Origin of the sequence: Kribbella sp. NPDC049227, assembly GCF_043197265.1 — a bacterium.
Taxonomy (GTDB): domain Bacteria; phylum Actinomycetota; class Actinomycetes; order Propionibacteriales; family Kribbellaceae; genus Kribbella.
The window spans coordinates 245645-261700 of record NZ_JBICST010000006.1; the positions used below are offsets into that span (position 1 = coordinate 245645).

Below are 16056 nucleotides of genomic sequence, written 5' to 3' on the forward strand. Positions count from 1 at the left end.
GTTCGACGGCGGTACCGACCAGGCCTCCACCGGAGCGGGGACACCCGCCCGGCGGAGGCCTGAGCGCGCCGATCGGGGGGTCGTGGCGCGCCCGGGCTTGGTTCGCGGATTACAATGTAGTGTTGCCGCCGCCTGACCAGCGAGCAGCCGCACACAGTCATACCCAAGAACACCCTGAGTACGTGGCATCACCAGCACCAACACAACGTCGTACCGCCGTACAAACCCTGCGTCAGACGAGAGGTAATTCGTGTCGTCCAGCTCGTCCGAGAATCTTCCCGCCGAGTCAGCCCGGGCCGTGGCCGCCACCGCCCGCAGCACGGCTCCGAGGACCAGCGCCCGAGTGACCGAGCCTGCTGCCAAGAAGGCGGCAGTGAAGAAGGCCGCGGCCAAGTCTGCCGCCGGCACCAAGGAGGACGGTATCCCCGCGAAGAAGGCCGCCGCGAAGAAAGCGCCGGCGAAGAAGGCCGTCTCCGAAGCTGGTCTGGCGATCGACCCCAAGACCGGCAAGCCGCGCTCGCTGGACGATGTCGATGAGGCCGACTTCAGTCCGGACGCGGTCAAGCCGCTGGAGAAGGAGCTGACCGAGGACGAGGGCTTCGTCGTCTCCGAGGCCGACGAGACCGACGAGCCCGAGCAGCAGGTGATGGTCGCCGGGGCCACCGCCGACCCGGTCAAGGACTACCTGAAGCAGATCGGCAAGGTCCCGCTGCTGAACGCGGAGCAGGAGGTCGAGCTCGCCAAGCGGATCGAGGCCGGCCTGTTCGCCGAGGAGCAGCTGGGCGACGAGGCCGCCAAGCTGAAGGAGAAGGTCCGCGACGAGTACGACTGGATCTCCGAGGACGGCCGCCGGGCCAAGAACCACCTGCTCGAGGCCAACCTGCGCCTGGTGGTGTCGCTGGCCAAGCGCTACACCGGCCGCGGCATGCTGTTCCTGGACCTGATCCAGGAGGGCAACCTCGGTCTGATCCGCGCGGTCGAGAAGTTCGACTACACCAAGGGCTACAAGTTCTCCACCTACGCCACCTGGTGGATCCGGCAGGCGATCACCCGCGCGATGGCCGACCAGGCGCGGACGATCCGTATCCCGGTGCACATGGTCGAGGTGATCAACAAGCTGGCCCGGGTGCAGCGGCAGATGCTGCAGGACCTCGGTCGCGAACCCACTCCGGAAGAGCTCGCCAAGGAGCTCGACATGACCCCGGAGAAGGTCATCGAGGTGCAGAAGTACGGCCGTGAGCCGATCTCGCTGCACACGCCACTGGGTGAGGACGGCGACTCCGAGTTCGGCGACCTGATCGAGGACTCCGAGGCGATCGTGCCGGCCGAGGCGGTCTCGTTCACCCTGCTTCAGGAGCAGTTGCACGCGGTGCTGGACACGCTGTCCGAGCGCGAGGCCGGTGTGGTCTCGATGCGCTTCGGCCTGACCGACGGCCAGCCGAAGACGCTGGACGAGATCGGCAAGGTGTACGGCGTCACCCGCGAGCGGATCCGGCAGATCGAGTCCAAGACGATGTCGAAGCTGCGCCACCCGTCCCGCTCGCAGGTCCTGCGGGACTACCTGGACTGATGACGATGGGTCAGGCACTCGCCGGCGTACTCGCGCTGGTGATGCCTGTCCTCGACACGGCAACTCTGGCCGCCGCCGTCTTCACGGCGGCGGCCTTGCTGTTCACTCTGCTCCTGGTGGCGCGCTCGTCGGCGCGAGGCTCGGTCGCCTCGCCGCTGCCGGCGCGCGTCAGCGCCACCCGGGCCAACGCCCGGCGTACCGCTTATCTGTCTCTCCGCGATCCCGACGCGGCCGGTCGGCCACGTCCACGAGCACCGGGACGGTAGCGCTCTTCCTCGCGCTACCCGTTCCTTCTCACTCGTGGAGTTCTGCTGTGCCTTCCTTCCTGGAGGCACCGGTCGCCGGTGCCTATCACTTGCTCACGTCCCTCGTCACCGCCATCGAACCGCTCGCCGGCAGCGCTGCCGCCGTGATCGCGATCGTTGTCTGCACCCTCGTCGTACGGCTGTGTCTGGTTCCACTCAGCGTGCGGGCGCATCGAGGGGTGCGTGCTCGCGCCGAACTGATGCCGCAGCTGAAGAAGCTCAGCGATCGTCACCGCGGTGATCCTGAGCGTCTCCAACGAGAGCTCGCCAAGCTGCAAGCGGAGTCCGGTACGTCGATCTTCGCCGGTCTGCTGCCGACGCTCGCGCAGCTGCCGTTCTTCTGGCTGATGTACACGCTGTTCTCCCGGGCGATGGTGGCGGGGGAGTCGAACCAGCTGATCAGCGGCAGCCTCCTCGGCGCACCGCTCGGCCTGCACTGGCCGGTGCTCACCGGTACGCCGGCCTTCCTCGTGCTCGCCGTACTGCTGGGAGTCGTCGCCTGGTTCTCGGCCCGCCTGCAGCTTCGCCAACTCGACGAGACCGCGACGCCCCTGTCCCGCCGGCTCGCCCGGATCCTGCCCTTCGGCACACTGCTGAGTGCCGCCTTCCTCCCGCTCGCCGCGGGGCTCTACCTGCTCACCACGACCACCTGGACCGTCGTCGAACGCACGATCCTGCAGCGCTGACGGTTGCCGTGAGCAACGATTGGTTGCGACCCGGCGACTGATTCTGATACCGTCTTTAATAAAGCCGGTTGCATAATAAGTTGGGGTCGATGGACACTGCACGAGGAGCCGCTCAGGCGGAGCGATCGGCCAACCAGGTCGCCTGCCTGCGCGCCCTGGCCGACGCCGACGACGCGCAGACCGTCGGCGTCATCAGCGCGGAGACCGGACTGTCGCGACCCACGGTGCACGCCGTGCTCGACGATCTCGTCGAGGCTGGTCTGGTCGTGCCCACCGATCCGTCGATCGTGGGGCCGGGGCGGCCTGCGCGTGCCTTCCGGTTCGCCCGGGAGGCGGGACTCGTGGCCGGAGTGGACCTGGGCCCGCGCGGGGTGCGAGCCATCATCTGCGACCTGTCCGGGCGCCGACTGGGCTACACCGAGGTGAAGCGGGACCGGCCGGCCGAGATCTCGTCGATCCAGAGCGCGATTCACGCCGCGGCGGACGAGAGTTCGCTCGATCTCGGACGCCTTCGTGCGGTCGGACTGGCTCTCCCCGGTGTGGTCGAGGCGGACGGTCACCTGCGCGCCAGTCTCGCGCTCCCCGAACTGGTCGGCCTGCCGATCGCGGAGACCGTGTCGCAGGACCTCGGCCGCCCGGTTGCCATCGACAACGACATCAAGCTGGCCGCCCTGGCCGAGCAGCGTGGCGGCGCGGGACGCGGGTACTCCGATGTCGTCTATCTCCAGATCGGCCATCGGCTGTCCGTGTCGATCGTCCTGAACGGAGTCATTCGGCAGGGACGCCACCGCCTGGCCGGCGAGCTCGGAGCGCAGCGAGGCATGCGCTGGACGCGCAACGCGGACCGCGGACAGCTGATCTGGACCTCACACCCGACCGGTGAGGCCGTGCTGCGAGCGGCGGCCGCCGGCGACGCGGCCGCCCAGGCCGAGATCGACGACTTCTGTGCGCAGATCGCCGGACGCATCGCCACGGTGTTGCTGGTCGTCGATCCCGAGATCGTGGTCGTGCGGGGTGGACCCGCGCAGGAGAGTGCCGCGCTGCTTCGTTCGCTCGAGGCCGCGGTCGAGAGGGAGTTGCTCTTCCCCGAGCGCCCACCGTTCGTCGCCTCGGCCCTCGGCCGCGAGGCCGTGGTGCTCGGGGCGGTCGGCACAGCGTTCGACCAGTTCAGTACACGCATCTACGGCGTTCACGACTACCCGAGTCCGTGGCGCCGGATCACTCACGACCTGGAGAGGACCAGCACGTGAAGCTAGGAGTCAGCTCGTACTGCTTTCGCAGCCTCATGGCCAGCGGCGAGATGGACCTGATCGCAGTACTGGATTGGGTCGCGTCGTCACCCGCGGGACATCTGGAGATCGCCGCCATGGACGGCGAGTACTACCTGGAGAACGACGGTGTCGTCCGTGATGCGGCCGCGCACGCCGCCGACCTCGGCGTACCGATCGTGAACTACCTGGTCAGCGGCGACCTGCGGACGGCGGAGGACAAGGAGATCGACCGCCTCCGCCGGCAGTTGGACGTCGCGCACCGGTTCGGCGCTCGCATCTTCCGTCACGACGTCGCCCCGTGGTCGTGGCGTGAGAAGGACCCGGGGGAGTTCGAGGCGACGTTCGAGAAGGTCGTCGAGGGCTGCCGTGCGGTCGCCGACCACGCCGCCGAGCTGGGCATCGTGTCGACGATCGAGAACCACGGCTTCTTCATGAACGGGAGCGACCGGCTGGCCCGGCTGGTGCACGCCGTGGATCGCCCGAACTTCCGGGTCACGCTGGACCTCGGCAACGGACTCTGCGTCGGCGAGGTGCCCGGCAAGACCGCCGCCGGACTCATCGACATCGCGGCCATCGTGGGCGTGAAGGACTTCCACATCCGCCGATCGGCGGGGGACGGCTGGCTGAAGACTCTGTCCGGCGACTACCTGCTCGGCACGATCGCGGGGCACGGAGACCTGGACCTGGCGAGCCTGCTCGCGCTGGTCGGCACCAGGCCCGAACTGCATGTGAGCCTCGAGTTCGAGGGCCTGGAGTCGACTCCGAACGCCATCGAGCGCTCGCTCAACAACATCCTCGGACTGGCTGGAGCTGCCTGACATGACGACTCGCATTGCTGTGATCGGGGTGGGCTCCATCGCCACCCAGCACCTGATCTCGTACCAGAAGAATCCGCAGGCCGAACTGGTCGCCGTGTGCGACATCGACCGGACCCGCGCCAAGGCGCAGGCCGACAAGTTCGGCGTACCGAAGGCGACGGATGTCGTCGACGAGATCCTGTCCGATCCCGAGGTCGACGCGGTGAGCATCTGCGTGCCGAACTTCCTGCACGCCAAGTTCGCCGAGGCGGCGCTGCGGGCCGGCAAGGATGTGCTGGTCGAGAAGCCGATGTCCGTGAACGTCGCCGAGGCCGAGGCACTGGTCCGGGCGACCAAGGAGACCGGGCAGGCGCTGCAGATCGGCTACGTACGCCGTTTCGCTCCGAACGCCCTGGTCACCAAGCGGTTCCTGGACGAGGGCGAGTTCGGCGACATCTACGCCGCGCGGGCGACGATCATTCGCGCCGCCGGCAACCCCGGTGGCTGGTTCGGTGACGTGACGGTCTCGGGCGGTGGCCCGCTGATCGACCTGGGTGTGCACATCATCGACCTGTGCTGGTACCTGATGGGGATGCCCGCTCCGGTGTCGGTCTCGGGTGCGACCTTCTCGCCGCTGGGTGCCCGGGACAACATCAAGCATCTGACCCGGTACCGGGCCGCGTCGGAGACCCGGGTGAACAACGTCGAGGACTACGCGACCGCGCAGGTCCGGTTCGAGAACGGGGCGGTTCTCGACGTGGACACGTCGTACTCGCTGCACGCGCGGAACTCGACGAGTGTGAAGATCCACGGCGACAAGGGCGGCGCGGAGATCGAGCCCGAGCTGCTGATGATCACCGAGCGGCACGACACCCTGTTGCACATCCAGCCACAGATCGATTCGCTCGGGTTCGACTTCACCGTCGGATTCGCCAACCAGATCGACCACTTCCTGCGGATCTGCCGCCGGGAGATCCCGGCCGACGCCACGGCGGAGCACGGTCTCGAGATGGCCCGGATCCTGACCGCGATCTACGAGTCCGCCCGGAACGGGTCCGAGGTCGCCATCACCCGCTGAGCGGTACCGGCTTCAGCTACGTCCCAGCCGGGCCTCGAGACCGTCGAGGATCCGGCCGAGGCCGTAGCTGAAGCCGTCTTCGGCGCCGGCCTGGAGGTCGGTGCCGCCATAGGCGGCGTACAGGGCGCGCATCCGCGAGTACGGCTCGGCCGCTCGCACCGCCGCCGGCCAGACTGCCGCCTGCCATTCGGCCATGTCCTTGCCGCTGCGGTGCAGTTTGCTGATCGTCGCCGCCTCGACCGAGGCGATCCCGATGACGTAGCCGAGCACGGTCTTGGAGGCCTGGTCCGCCTCGAGCAGTCCGAATCCAGCGGTCAGGTAGATGCCGAGCATCTCGTCCGAGACGCGCATCAGGTTCGGACCCAGGTAGTTCATCCCGACATCGGCCAGGGTCGGCGCGACCCACGGGTGGCGCACGATCATCGACCGCAGGCTGCGCGCGGACGCTTCGGCCGCCTCGCGCCACTGCGCCGCGTCGGCTGCCTGGCGGACCTCGATCTCCCCGTGCACCTCGTCGACGACGAGCTCGAGCAGCTCCTCCTTGTTCGCGACGTGCCAATAGACCGCGGTGGCGACCGCGCCGAGGGCGGCGCCGAGCTTCCGCATGGTGAGCGCCTCCAGGCCGTCGGCGTCCAGCAGCTTGATCGCCTCCGCGACGATCTGGTCCTGGGTGAGCGCGGGCTGCTCCCGCCGCCGGCCGCGCTTCGGCCGGGTCCAGACGGACGTGTACTCCTCGGTCGCCATCCTCATCCTCCTCGTCGGCCTCCACTGTAGCCGAGTACCTGAACGATGTGCAGGACTTGACCAGCGTTCAATCCTCACTGCACACTGTTCAAGCAAGCTGCACACCGTTCAATTAAGACCCGAGGAGGTTCGTGATGACCGCTCGTCATCCGCGTCGGTGGCTGATTCTGATCGTGCTCTGCCTGAGCACCCTCGTCCTGGTGCTGGACAACGGTGTGCTCAACGTGGCCATCCCGGTGCTGACCGAGGACCTCGGGGCGACCGCCCAGGAGATCCAGTGGATCGTGGCCAGCTACATCCTGGTCTTCGCCGGCCTGCTGCTCACCGCCGGCAGCCTGTCCGACCGGTACGGCCGGAAGAAGGTGATGATCACCGGCCTGGCGATCTTCGGTGCCGCCTCACTGGTCGCGACGTACGCCGGAAGCCCGGAGATGCTGATCACCGGCCGGGTGCTGATGGGGATCGGCGGCGCAATCGTGATGCCGAGCACGCTGTCGGTGCTGATCACGGTCTTCGACGACGACGAACGCCGCAAGGCGATGTCGATCTGGAGTTCGGTACTGATGGTCGGCCTGATCGGTGGCCCGGTCCTGGGCGGTGCGCTGATCGCCAAGTTCTGGTGGGGTTCGGTCTTCCTGATCAATGTGCCTGTCGTCGTACTGGCGATCGCGGCCGCGGTGATCCTGATGCCCGAGTCGAAGAGCCCGTGGCGTAAGCCCGACCCGCTCGGAGCGCTGCTGTCGATGGTCGGTCTGGTCTCACTGGTCTGGGTCATCATCGAGCTGCCCGAGCACGGTGTGTCCTGGCCGATGCTCGCGATCGCCGTCGTCAGCCTGACCGCCTTCGTCGCCTGGGAGCTGCGTACGCCGGTGCCGATGGTTCCGCTCGAGCTGTTCCGGAGCCGCAACTTCAGCGGCGGCAGCCTGTCGCTGGTGCTGCTCCAGGTCGCCAACGGTGGGTTGATCCTGGCGCTGACGCAGTACATGCAGTTCGTGCTCGGGTTCTCGCCGACCAAGGCCGGCCTGGCGATGATCCCGATGGCGGTCGGCGTGATCGTCGTCAACGGTGTCGGGGCCACGCTCGGCCAGAAGATCGGCAACCGGCCGATGACGGTGGCCGGACTGGTCGGACTGGCCGTCGGCTTCTGGGTCATGTCGACGCTCTCCGCCGATGACGGCTTCGGCATGGTGACGGTCGCGCTGGTGGTGTTCGGCGTCGGTGCCGGATTGGCGCAGCCGGCGGCGACCGCCGCGCTGATGGGTGCGGTGCCGCACGAGCACGCCGGTGTCGGCTCAGCGCTGAACGACACCGTTCAGCAGGCGGGAGCGGCGCTCGGGATCGCGATCCTGGGCAGCGCCCTGGCCCACAACTTCACCGCGAAGATGCCGGAGTCCACACCGGCCCAAGCACGTGGCTCGATCGGTGAGGCGCTGGCCGTTGCCGCGAGCAACGGTGACGACGCCCTGGCCCAAGTCGCCAAGACCACGTTCGCCCACGCGATGTCCGGGACCTTCGTCGTCAGCGCGATCGCGGTTCTCGGATCCGCGGTGCTCGCCTTCGTCCTTCTCCGCGACAAGAAGGCCGGCGCCGACCCCGAGGCCGGCGCCGCCGAGGAGACCCCGGCGGTTGTGCACTGATCCGGCGAATCCTGCAGCCCTGCTCTAACCGAGCAGGGCTGCGGTGATGGAGTCGGCGTTGTCGTCCAGCCAGACCTGGCGGTGCTTGATCGTGTCGCCCACGCCTTCGTCCCACATCCGCTGCCAGCCGCCGCCCAGGGTGTCCGCGCGGTACTTCATGTTGTGCCAGCCCCGCTCGTTGAGCGCAGACGACAGACCCATCAGTCGGTGACGGTCCGGCAACGAGAGCCCATACGCGTCGGCGATCAGCCGGCACCGGCGCGGGCGATCCAGGCCACGCTGGGCCGGGTCGAGATCGGCGTCGTCGCCGAACGGCGCCCACCACAACATGAGGTTGACCAGCTCACGAGCCCGGCTGACCGGGCGGGCGAAATCGAAGTCGATCAGCGCGTACGCGCGGCCGTCGCGGAACACGACGTTGTCCGGAGTGATGTCCTGATGACCGACCAGCTCCGGCGGATCATCCAGCGTCGGCAGGCCGGGCGGCTCGATCGGCGCCGGCAGGTCGGTAGGGATCCCGAATCCCTCGACCGCGTCGTGGTACGCGCGGACCAGTCGAGCGACCGAGGTCATGCGCTCCTCGTCGGCCATCCAGCCGGGCTGCGGCCGGCCGGCGACTTCACCGTCGATGTAGCTGAGCACCTCGCGGCCGGCGGAGTCGACGCCGAGGAAACGCGGGGCGCCGTCGAACCCGACCGACTCCAGGTGCCGCAGCAGGTCCCGGACCATTTCGGTCCGCTCGCCGGGCGGACGCCGTACGGTGTCGCCCACGCGGACGAGCCCTTCGGTCACGTCACCACCGGTCAGCGGGATCTCTTCCCCGTCATCGGTCCAGGTCTGCACGGCGCCCCCAGTTCGTAGTCCCGGACACGCTATCTGATCTCGACCTGGCGTTCACCGGACTTTCGCCGAGCCAGTTCACCTGGATGTCACCGGCGCAGCTGAGTCTTGGGTCCCATGAGCCCCCCTGACCTGGTCCAAGAGCTCGGCTTCCGTGTCGTCGACGAGGAGGACGACGACCCGGTGCTGTTGCGCGCGGACGGTACGCCGGTCGACACCTGGCGCGAGGGTTATCCGTACGGCGAACGGCTCGCGCGGGAGGTCTACGACCGGGACAAGCGGCTGCTGCAGATCGAGCTGCTCAAGCTGCAGTACTGGGTGAAGCGGTCGCACCAGAAGCTGGTGATCGTCTTCGAGGGACGCGACGCGGCCGGCAAGGGCGGCACGATCAAGCGGTTCATGGAGCACCTGAACCCGCGCGGCGCACGGATCGTGGCCCTGGAGAAGCCGACCGAGCGCGAGCAGTCCCAGTGGTACTTCCAGCGGTACGTCGAGCATCTCCCGTCGGCCGGCGAGATGGTGCTGTTCGACCGGTCCTGGTACAACCGCGCCTGCGTCGAGCGGGTGATGGGGTTCTGCGCGCAGGACGAGTACGAGGAGTTCATGCGGCAGGCGCCGGAGTTCGAGCGGATGCTGGTCCGGTCGGGCATCCTGCTGGTGAAGCTGTGGTTCTCGGTGTCGCGGGCCGAACAGCAGACCCGGTTCACGATCCGCCAGATCGACCCGGTCCGGCCGTGGAAGCTCTCGCCGACCGACCTCGCGTCGCTGGACAAGTGGGGCGCCTACACCGAGGCCAAGGAAGCGATGTTCCACTACACCGACACCGCCCACGCGCCGTGGACCGTGGTCAAGAGCAACGACAAGAAGCGTGCCCGGCTCGAGGCCATGCGGCACGTGCTGAGCCTGTACGGCTACGCCGACAAGGACGTCGAACTCGTCGGCCGCCCGGACCCGAAGATCCTCGGACCGGCCGCCGAGGTTCTCGAACACGGCGAGTCCGCCACCCGCGTCTTCCCAGTGCTCTAGCCCGTCCGGCGCTGACCCGGGGCGCTAGGGGTTCAGCGGGAGGAGGACGGTGAAGGTGGCTCCGTGCGGGTCGGTGTCGGTGACGGTGACTCGGCCGCGGTGGGCGGCGACCAAGGCAGCGACGATCGACAGGCCGAGGCCGGAGCCGCCGGTCGAGCGGGTCCGGGCCGAGTCGGCGCGATAGAAGCGTTCGAAGACACGCGCCTTCTGGTCGTCGGTCAGCCCGGGACCTGAGTCGCTCACCTCGAGCACGGCCTCGCCGTCGCGCGTCCCGACCGAGACCAGGATCGGTGCGTCCGTCGGCGTGTGGTGGAGCGCGTTGCTGATCAGGTTGCCAAGCACCTGACGGAGTCGGGTCTCGTCGCCTTCTACCACGGGCGCTTCCGAGTCCGGCAGGATCTTCAGCGCGATGTTCCGCTCGGGCTGCACCGCCTGTGCGTTGTGCAGCGCGTCGGCGGCGATCGGGAGCAGATCGACCGGCTCCATCCGCAACGGTCGCTGCTGGTCGAGGCGGGCCAACAGCAACAGATCGTCGACGAGCAGGCCCATCCGCTTCGCCTCGTCCTCGATCCGGCGCATCGTGTCGGCATCGCCGCTGTCCCCGCGCTGGCGGGTCAGTTCGGCAAAGCCCCGGATGGACGTCAACGGCGTACGCAGCTCGTGCGACGCGTCCGCGACGAACCGCCGCATCCTCTCCTCCGACTGCCTCGCCGCCTCCTCCGATCTCCGGGCCACGTCCTCGGACCGGCGCGCGGCGAACTCCGACGCGGTGCGTTGCGCGAAGGCGGTCTCGATCTGTCCGAGCATCTGGTTCAGCGCGAGCGACAGCCGCCCGACCTCGGTCCGCGGATCCCGTTGCGGCACGCGCCGGCTCAGATCACCGCCGGCGATCGCGACAGCGGTGTGCTCGACATCCTCCAGTCCGCGAAGACTGCGCCGTACGACGAAGGTCCCGACGCCGGCCAGCAGCACGAGCAGGATGACGCCGGCCGCGGCCTGGACACCGACCAGCCGCTGCAACGTGCGGCTCATGTCGTGCAGGCTCTGGGCGACCATGACCGAGCCGCTGCCGTCGGACAGCGGTACGGCGAGCACGCGCCAGGACGCACCACCCGACACCGCGTCGACGTTGAACGGGTGCCCGTCGAGCGCCCGGACCTGGTTGAGGTCGAGCGTGGGCAGGTCTGGCAGCGGCGCCTCGCCCTCGACCAACTGGGCGCGGAACGGTCCACCGCTGGCCTGGCCCTCGGAGTCGTTGAACTGCACGACGAACACACTCGGCAGGGGCCGTCGCCGGCCGTCGCCGGGCCCCATCGGCCGGTCCAACGGGTTGCGCTGCAGTGGCATCGAGGCTTGCTGCAGTTGCTCGTCGACCCGGTCGACCAGGTACCCGCGCATGATCGTGGTCGCCAATACACCGGAGGCGACAAGTGCCAGCGCCACCAACGTCAGCAGGACGACGACGATGGTGACGCGAAGCGGGTACCGGTCGGTGAAGCGCCGGTGGTTCAGCTGCATCAGTTGGGGCCTCGTGGGGTGCGCAGAACATAGCCGACCCCGCGGACGGTGTGGAGCAGCTTCTGGTCGCCGGTGTCGACCTTACGGCGCAGGTACGACATGTACGACTCGACCACGCCTGCGTCGCCGGCGAAGTCGTAGTTCCAGACCGCGGACAGGATCTGGCCCTTCGACATCACCCGTTCGGCGTTCTCCAGCAGGCAGCGCAGGAGCTTGAACTCGGTCAGCGACAGCTGGACAGCCTCACCGGCTTTGAAGACCTCGTAGCTGTCCTCGTTCAGCTCGAGATCCGCATACTTCAGTACGGCGGCATCCGGCGTGGCCTGCTCGCGGTGACCGGACCGGCGCAGCAGCGCCCGGACCCGGGCGACGAGCTCGTCCAGGCTGAACGGCTTGGTCACGTAGTCGTCGCCGCCGGTGTGCAGGCCGAGCACCTTGTCCTCGACCGCGTCGCGCGCGGTGAGGAACAGCACCGGCACGTGCCGGTCCTCACCGCGCAGCCGGCGGACCACCTCGAAGCCGTCCAGTCCGGGCATCATCACGTCGAGCACGACCAGGTCGGGCTCCACCTCGCGCGCCTTGCGCAGCGCCTCGGCGCCATGGGTCGCCGTGGTCACGTCGTACCCGGCGAAACGCAGGCTCGCGGACAGCAGCTCGACGATGTTCGGCTCGTCGTCGACCACCAGCAGATGCGGACTCATGTCCCCAGTCTGCCGCCGGCACCCGTGGGAACCCTGGAAGGTTCCTGGCAATCAGCTGTGAGTCGCCGGTCAGCGAGGCCCGTGCTTGAAGCCCCACTTGTCGCCGGCCGCCTGCCGGACGGTGCCGTCGTTGACCGAGCTCGCGGTGGCCTTGCCGTCCGCGACCACGGCGGTCACCTGGACGGTGTTGCCGACCTTCACATCGTCGATCCCGTCCCGGGCGGCGTTCACGAGGGTGTCCTCGGTCAGGGTGTAGGTCCGGCTGTAGCCGTCCTCGCTCTTCACCGTGATCGATTCCTTGCTGACCGCGGTCACCTCACCACGCTGGGTCGCTACGGTCTGGTAGCCGCCGCCGTCCTTCGGCACCACGAACTCGCCGTGCAGCGCGCCGCCGATCCCGAACTCGCCGCGGTGGCCGAGGCCCTTGCCCGGGCCAGGCTCGTTCGACGGAGCCGAGGGGGAGGCGGAGGGCGAGGGGGACGGCGTCGGGTCGGCGTTCGTCGCTGCCCAGGCGACACCACCCGCGGTCGTGGTCGCCGCGACGGCGGCGACTGTGCCGGCGATCCGCCAGCGCTTGTCCGAGAGCTTCTGCAACGTCGCCATGGGTCAACTGCCTTCCGTACTGCGTGCCGGCCGAATCACCGGCACTGGTACTGCCCACGCTGCCGTACGGAACTGAGACGAGGCTCCGGTGGACCTTGGAAAACCCTGGCAATCAGACCAGGAACAGCACCGCGCCGAGCCAGACGGCGGCGGCCAGCGACGCACCGATGAACTCGATCAGGATCGACACCCCGGTCGCGCGGAGCGCGTGCTTGGTCGACCTCCAGGCGTCCGCATGCGTCCTCAACCGCTGCCACTCGGACAGATAGACGCCGAGGGGGAAGCCGACGAACATGCCGACCACCGGGATCAGGAAGAAGCCGACGATGCCGAGCAGCGCTCCGACGACCATCGACCGCCTGGGTACGCCGGATTCGCGCAGTTGCCGCTCCGGTACGACGTACTTGACCACCTGGCTGGCCCCGATCAGGACGACCGCGGCGGAGAGCACGACCCAGGCCGTCGGGCCCTTCTCCACGAGCGCCCAGACCAGGATCGCCGCCAGGCTGAGGATGGCGCCCGGCAGCACCGGGACCACGATCCCCAGAATGCCGACGAAGATCACCAGCCCGATCAAGAACGTGCCAAGAGTGTCCACGGGGGCAACTGTGCCGCAAAACCGGGCCCTTAGGGTGGAGGTATGTCCCAGCTGCACGAACTGGTCACCGCGCTCGCTGCTCCGTGGGTGGTCCTCTCGCCGCGTTCCGGTCAGTTGACCGGGAGCAACGGCGTGGAGGGCGTCTACGCCCAGGACCGCCGGATCCTGTCCCGGTCGATCGTCACGATCAACGGCCGCGAGCCGCTGCCGGTGCACGCCGACGAACGAGGTGCGGCATCCCACCAGTACGTCGCGCAGGTCGAGGGCGTCGGAGACACCCGGCACGACCCGACCGTGATGCTGTACCGGACCCGCGACGTCGACCGTCACGGCATGACCGAGCGGATCACGCTGGTGAACCGGTCGCGGGAGGCGATCGAGTGCCGGCTTGATGTTGCCCTGGGCACCGATCTGGCCCCGATGGCCGCGGTCCGCAACGGCACGGCGGACGAGCTGCCCGGCCTGACGCCCGAGCGCGACGGAGAGTCCGCTCTGCACTGGGAGAGCGCGGGCACCCGGGTGAGCGCGAGCCTCGACCCCGGTGTCAGTGCGACGCCGCGGCTCGGACCGGGGGAGGAGTTCACCCTCACGGTCCGCGTGACCGCCGAGTTCCCGCCGTCGACCACCGGCTTCAGCATCGACCCGCCGCCGGCGACGCCGGAGTACGAGCTCGACGTCAACTGCGATGACAAGAGGGTCGAGCGCTGGGTGGAGCGGTCGCTCGAGGATGTGCGGGCGCTGCAGCTCGCAGCCGGCGACGACCGCTATCTCGGCGCCGGACCGCCGTGGTTCCTGACGCTCTTCGGCCGCGACTCGCTGATCGCGTCCGGCATGCTGATCCCGGTCGATCCGGAACTCGCCGCCGGCACGCTGCGTGCGCTCGCGGCCAAGCAGGGCACCAAGGTCGACCCGGACACGGCAGAGCAACCGGGCAAGATCCCGCACGAGCTCAGGGTCGAGGATGCCGACCACGGCGGCGGTCTGGTCCTGCCGCCCGTGTACTACGGAACGCACGACGCGACGCAGCTGTGGATCACGACGCTGCACAAGGCGTGGCGCTGGGGCATGCCCGCGGACGAGGTGCGGGACCTGCTGCCGAACCTCGTCCGCGCCCTGACCTGGATCAAGGAGTACGCCGACCCCGACGGCGACGGCTTCCTCGAGTACATCGACGAGTCGGGACACGGACTGGCCAACCAGGGCTGGAAGGACTCGGGCGACGCGGTCCAATGGCCGGACGGCACGCTCGCCACGGCACCGATCGCGCTGTGTGAGGTGCAGGGCTACGCCTACGCGGCGGCTGTCCAGGGCGCCGAACTGCTGGAGGCGCACGGTGAGTCCGGCGACGAATGGCGGCTGTGGGCGACCGCGATGCAGGAACGGTTCCGCAGCGCGTTCTGGGTCGACGGCTATCCGGCCATCGCACTCGACGGTGCCAAGAACGCCGTGGCCGGCCGAGCCTCGAACATGGGGCACCTGCTCGGGACCGGACTGCTGGACGCCGAGGAGGAGCAGACCGTCGCCGAGGTCCTGGCCGGCGACGATCTGGACAGCGGGTTCGGTCTGCGAACGTTGTCCACGGCAATGACCCGGTTCAATCCGCTCGGCTACCACACCGGCAGCGTGTGGCCGCACGACACCGCGATGACGGTCCAGGGCCTGTACGCCACCGGTCACGCGGCGCTGGCTTCGTCGTACGTGGATGGGCTGATCCGTGCCGCGGAGGCCTTCGGGTACCGGCTGCCGGAGCTGTTCGGCGGGCGGGGGATGACGGCGGAGCGGACGCCGACGCCGTACCCGCCGTCCTGCCGGCCACAGGCTTGGGCGGCTGCCTCGGCGATCGCGGTTGTGGTGGCCGCGCTCGGGATCGAGCCCGACGTTCCTGGTGGCCGGCTGGTCCTGAACCCGGCCGACGATCTGCCGTGGGAGCGCCTGGAGGTCAGCGGTCTGCGGCTCGGCGGCGAGCTCCTGTCGGTGCGTCTGGAGGGCGGGAAGCTGACCGTGCTGGAAGCCCCGAAGGATCTCCAGTACTGATCAGACAGTGAGTACGGCGGCTGTCGCCAGGACGAGGTAGACGGCGGCGACGAGCCGGTTCCGCCACGCGCTCGACGTCCGGGCCGAGCGGACCCGGCGGCCGATCGCGTCAGCGCCGACGGCGTAGCACAGGTCGAGGGACAGGCCGATCAGCATCGCGCCGGCGCCGAGCAGCAGCATCTCGGTGCGGAGCTGATCGGGTCCGGCGTCGCGAGTCGTGAACTGCGGCAGGAAGGCGAGGAAGAACAGCGCGGCCTTCGGGTTCAGCAGGTTCACCACGATGCCGTCGCGGAAGATCCGGCCGAGTGGTGCGGGCGGAACACCGCCGTGCGGCTCCGTCGTCGGAGCCTTCAGCATCTTCACGCCGAGGAGGGCGAGGTAGAGCGCACCGGTCAGAGTGATCGCGGTGAACAGCGTCGGCGACGCCTTCACGAGGGTCGCCAGGCCGAGGGCCGCAACCACGATGTAGACCAGCGTGCCGGTCTCGATCGCGAGTGCGGACACCACGCCGGCCCGGCGTCCCTGGGTCAGGCTGCGAAGCGAGATGTAGAGGTTGTTCGGTCCTGGCATCCCGACCAGCACCACCGTCGCGCCGGCGAACCCCACCAATTGCCCGATCCCCATGATCCCTGCCTCCCACTCGAACTG

At 68.8% G+C, this 16056-nt stretch carries 16 protein-coding genes; 9 read left to right on the plus strand and 7 right to left on the minus strand.

The genetic code is table 11. The annotated features are described in order from the left end of the window. The first annotated feature begins 250 nt into the window (after nt 1-250). From ACGFH6_RS27220 to ACGFH6_RS27245, 6 genes are all read left to right on the plus strand, one after another. Nucleotides 251-1570 carry an RNA polymerase sigma factor gene (locus ACGFH6_RS27220; protein WP_393389367.1) on the plus strand — a complete coding sequence of 440 codons (1320 nt, stop codon included), beginning with the start codon at nt 251-253 and terminating at the stop codon, nt 1568-1570. Next, complete coding sequence (locus tag ACGFH6_RS27225) at nt 1570-1836, plus strand: DUF6412 domain-containing protein (RefSeq protein WP_393389370.1); 267 nt, start codon at nt 1570-1572, stop codon at nt 1834-1836. Before ACGFH6_RS27220 ends, ACGFH6_RS27225 begins: the two co-directional genes overlap by 1 nt. A gap of 47 nt (nt 1837-1883) precedes the next feature. After that, nucleotides 1884-2561 carry a YidC/Oxa1 family membrane protein insertase gene (locus tag ACGFH6_RS27230; RefSeq protein ID WP_393389372.1) on the plus strand — a complete coding sequence of 226 codons (678 nt, stop codon included), beginning with the start codon at nt 1884-1886 and terminating at the stop codon, nt 2559-2561. Between the two features lie 89 nt (nt 2562-2650). Further along, nucleotides 2651-3811, plus strand: coding sequence for an ROK family protein (locus ACGFH6_RS27235; RefSeq protein WP_393389375.1), 1161 nt, complete (start codon nt 2651-2653; stop codon nt 3809-3811). Continuing rightward, a complete protein-coding gene (locus tag ACGFH6_RS27240; RefSeq protein WP_393389378.1) occupies nt 3808-4650 on the plus strand; it encodes a sugar phosphate isomerase/epimerase family protein in 843 nt (280 codons plus the stop codon). Before ACGFH6_RS27235 ends, ACGFH6_RS27240 begins: the two co-directional genes overlap by 4 nt. A gap of 1 nt (nt 4651) precedes the next feature. Beyond that, the gene (locus ACGFH6_RS27245; protein ID WP_393389380.1) at nt 4652-5707 is read left to right on the plus strand and encodes a Gfo/Idh/MocA family protein; all 1056 of its coding nucleotides are present in this window, start codon (nt 4652-4654) and stop codon (nt 5705-5707) included. Between the two features lie 12 nt (nt 5708-5719). On the opposite strand, the gene ACGFH6_RS27250 is transcribed toward ACGFH6_RS27245, so the two are convergent. Further along, entirely contained in the window at nt 5720-6451 is a 732-nt protein-coding gene (locus ACGFH6_RS27250; RefSeq protein ID WP_393389383.1) for a TetR/AcrR family transcriptional regulator, read from the minus strand. A gap of 134 nt (nt 6452-6585) precedes the next feature. On the opposite strand from ACGFH6_RS27250, the gene ACGFH6_RS27255 reads away from it, so the two are divergent. Continuing rightward, nucleotides 6586-8088 (plus strand): MFS transporter, encoded by a 1503-nt coding sequence (locus ACGFH6_RS27255; RefSeq protein ID WP_393389386.1) that lies wholly within the window; start codon nt 6586-6588, stop codon nt 8086-8088. A 24-nt stretch (nt 8089-8112) separates the two neighbouring features. Here the strand turns inward: ACGFH6_RS27255 and ACGFH6_RS27260 are convergent, their stop codons facing one another. Next, a complete protein-coding gene (locus ACGFH6_RS27260; protein ID WP_393389388.1) occupies nt 8113-8931 on the minus strand; it encodes a phosphotransferase in 819 nt (272 codons plus the stop codon). A 114-nt stretch (nt 8932-9045) separates the two neighbouring features. Here ACGFH6_RS27260 and ppk2 point away from each other — a divergent pair, with 114 nt between their 5' ends. After that, complete coding sequence (gene ppk2 / locus ACGFH6_RS27265; RefSeq protein ID WP_393389391.1) at nt 9046-9954, plus strand: polyphosphate kinase 2; 909 nt, start codon at nt 9046-9048, stop codon at nt 9952-9954. A 24-nt stretch (nt 9955-9978) separates the two neighbouring features. Here ppk2 and ACGFH6_RS27270 read toward each other — a convergent pair whose 3' ends face one another. From ACGFH6_RS27270 to ACGFH6_RS27285, 4 genes are all read right to left on the minus strand, one after another. Continuing rightward, entirely contained in the window at nt 9979-11472 is a 1494-nt protein-coding gene (locus ACGFH6_RS27270; protein WP_393389394.1) for a sensor histidine kinase, read from the minus strand. Continuing rightward, a complete protein-coding gene (locus ACGFH6_RS27275; protein ID WP_360448976.1) occupies nt 11472-12173 on the minus strand; it encodes a response regulator transcription factor in 702 nt (233 codons plus the stop codon). The genes ACGFH6_RS27270 and ACGFH6_RS27275 overlap by 1 nt, the downstream gene beginning before the upstream one ends. A gap of 69 nt (nt 12174-12242) precedes the next feature. After that, a complete protein-coding gene (locus ACGFH6_RS27280; protein ID WP_393389397.1) occupies nt 12243-12776 on the minus strand; it encodes a hypothetical protein in 534 nt (177 codons plus the stop codon). A gap of 112 nt (nt 12777-12888) precedes the next feature. Next, nucleotides 12889-13374 carry a DUF456 domain-containing protein gene (locus ACGFH6_RS27285; protein WP_393389400.1) on the minus strand — a complete coding sequence of 162 codons (486 nt, stop codon included), beginning with the start codon at nt 13372-13374 and terminating at the stop codon, nt 12889-12891. Nucleotides 13375-13416: 42 nt separating this feature from the next. Between ACGFH6_RS27285 and ACGFH6_RS27290 the strand changes: the two genes are divergently transcribed. Further along, nucleotides 13417-15408, plus strand: coding sequence for a glycogen debranching N-terminal domain-containing protein (locus tag ACGFH6_RS27290; protein WP_393389403.1), 1992 nt, complete (start codon nt 13417-13419; stop codon nt 15406-15408). Here the strand turns inward: ACGFH6_RS27290 and ACGFH6_RS27295 are convergent, their stop codons facing one another. Continuing rightward, a complete protein-coding gene (locus ACGFH6_RS27295; protein WP_393389406.1) occupies nt 15409-16032 on the minus strand; it encodes a LysE family translocator in 624 nt (207 codons plus the stop codon). Nucleotides 16033-16056: the final 24 nt, after the last annotated feature.

Excerpts from the sequence above, each read along its gene's own strand:
- ACGFH6_RS27225 (WP_393389370.1), top strand. The coding sequence starts at position 1,570 with ATGACGATGGGTCAGGCACTCGCCGGCGTACTCGCGCTGGTGATGCCT.
- ACGFH6_RS27235 (WP_393389375.1), top strand. The coding sequence starts at position 2,651 with ATGGACACTGCACGAGGAGCCGCTCAGGCGGAGCGATCGGCCAACCAG.
- ACGFH6_RS27245 (WP_393389380.1), top strand. The coding sequence starts at position 4,652 with ATGACGACTCGCATTGCTGTGATCGGGGTGGGCTCCATCGCCACCCAG.
- ACGFH6_RS27250 (WP_393389383.1), bottom strand. The coding sequence starts at position 6,451 with ATGGCGACCGAGGAGTACACGTCCGTCTGGACCCGGCCGAAGCGCGGC.
- ACGFH6_RS27255 (WP_393389386.1), top strand. The coding sequence starts at position 6,586 with ATGACCGCTCGTCATCCGCGTCGGTGGCTGATTCTGATCGTGCTCTGC.
- ppk2 (WP_393389391.1), top strand. The coding sequence starts at position 9,046 with ATGAGCCCCCCTGACCTGGTCCAAGAGCTCGGCTTCCGTGTCGTCGAC.
- ACGFH6_RS27270 (WP_393389394.1), bottom strand. The coding sequence starts at position 11,472 with ATGCAGCTGAACCACCGGCGCTTCACCGACCGGTACCCGCTTCGCGTC.
- ACGFH6_RS27275 (WP_360448976.1), bottom strand. The coding sequence starts at position 12,173 with ATGAGTCCGCATCTGCTGGTGGTCGACGACGAGCCGAACATCGTCGAG.
- ACGFH6_RS27280 (WP_393389397.1), bottom strand. The coding sequence starts at position 12,776 with ATGGCGACGTTGCAGAAGCTCTCGGACAAGCGCTGGCGGATCGCCGGC.
- ACGFH6_RS27290 (WP_393389403.1), top strand. The coding sequence starts at position 13,417 with ATGTCCCAGCTGCACGAACTGGTCACCGCGCTCGCTGCTCCGTGGGTG.
- ACGFH6_RS27295 (WP_393389406.1), bottom strand. The coding sequence starts at position 16,032 with ATGGGGATCGGGCAATTGGTGGGGTTCGCCGGCGCGACGGTGGTGCTG.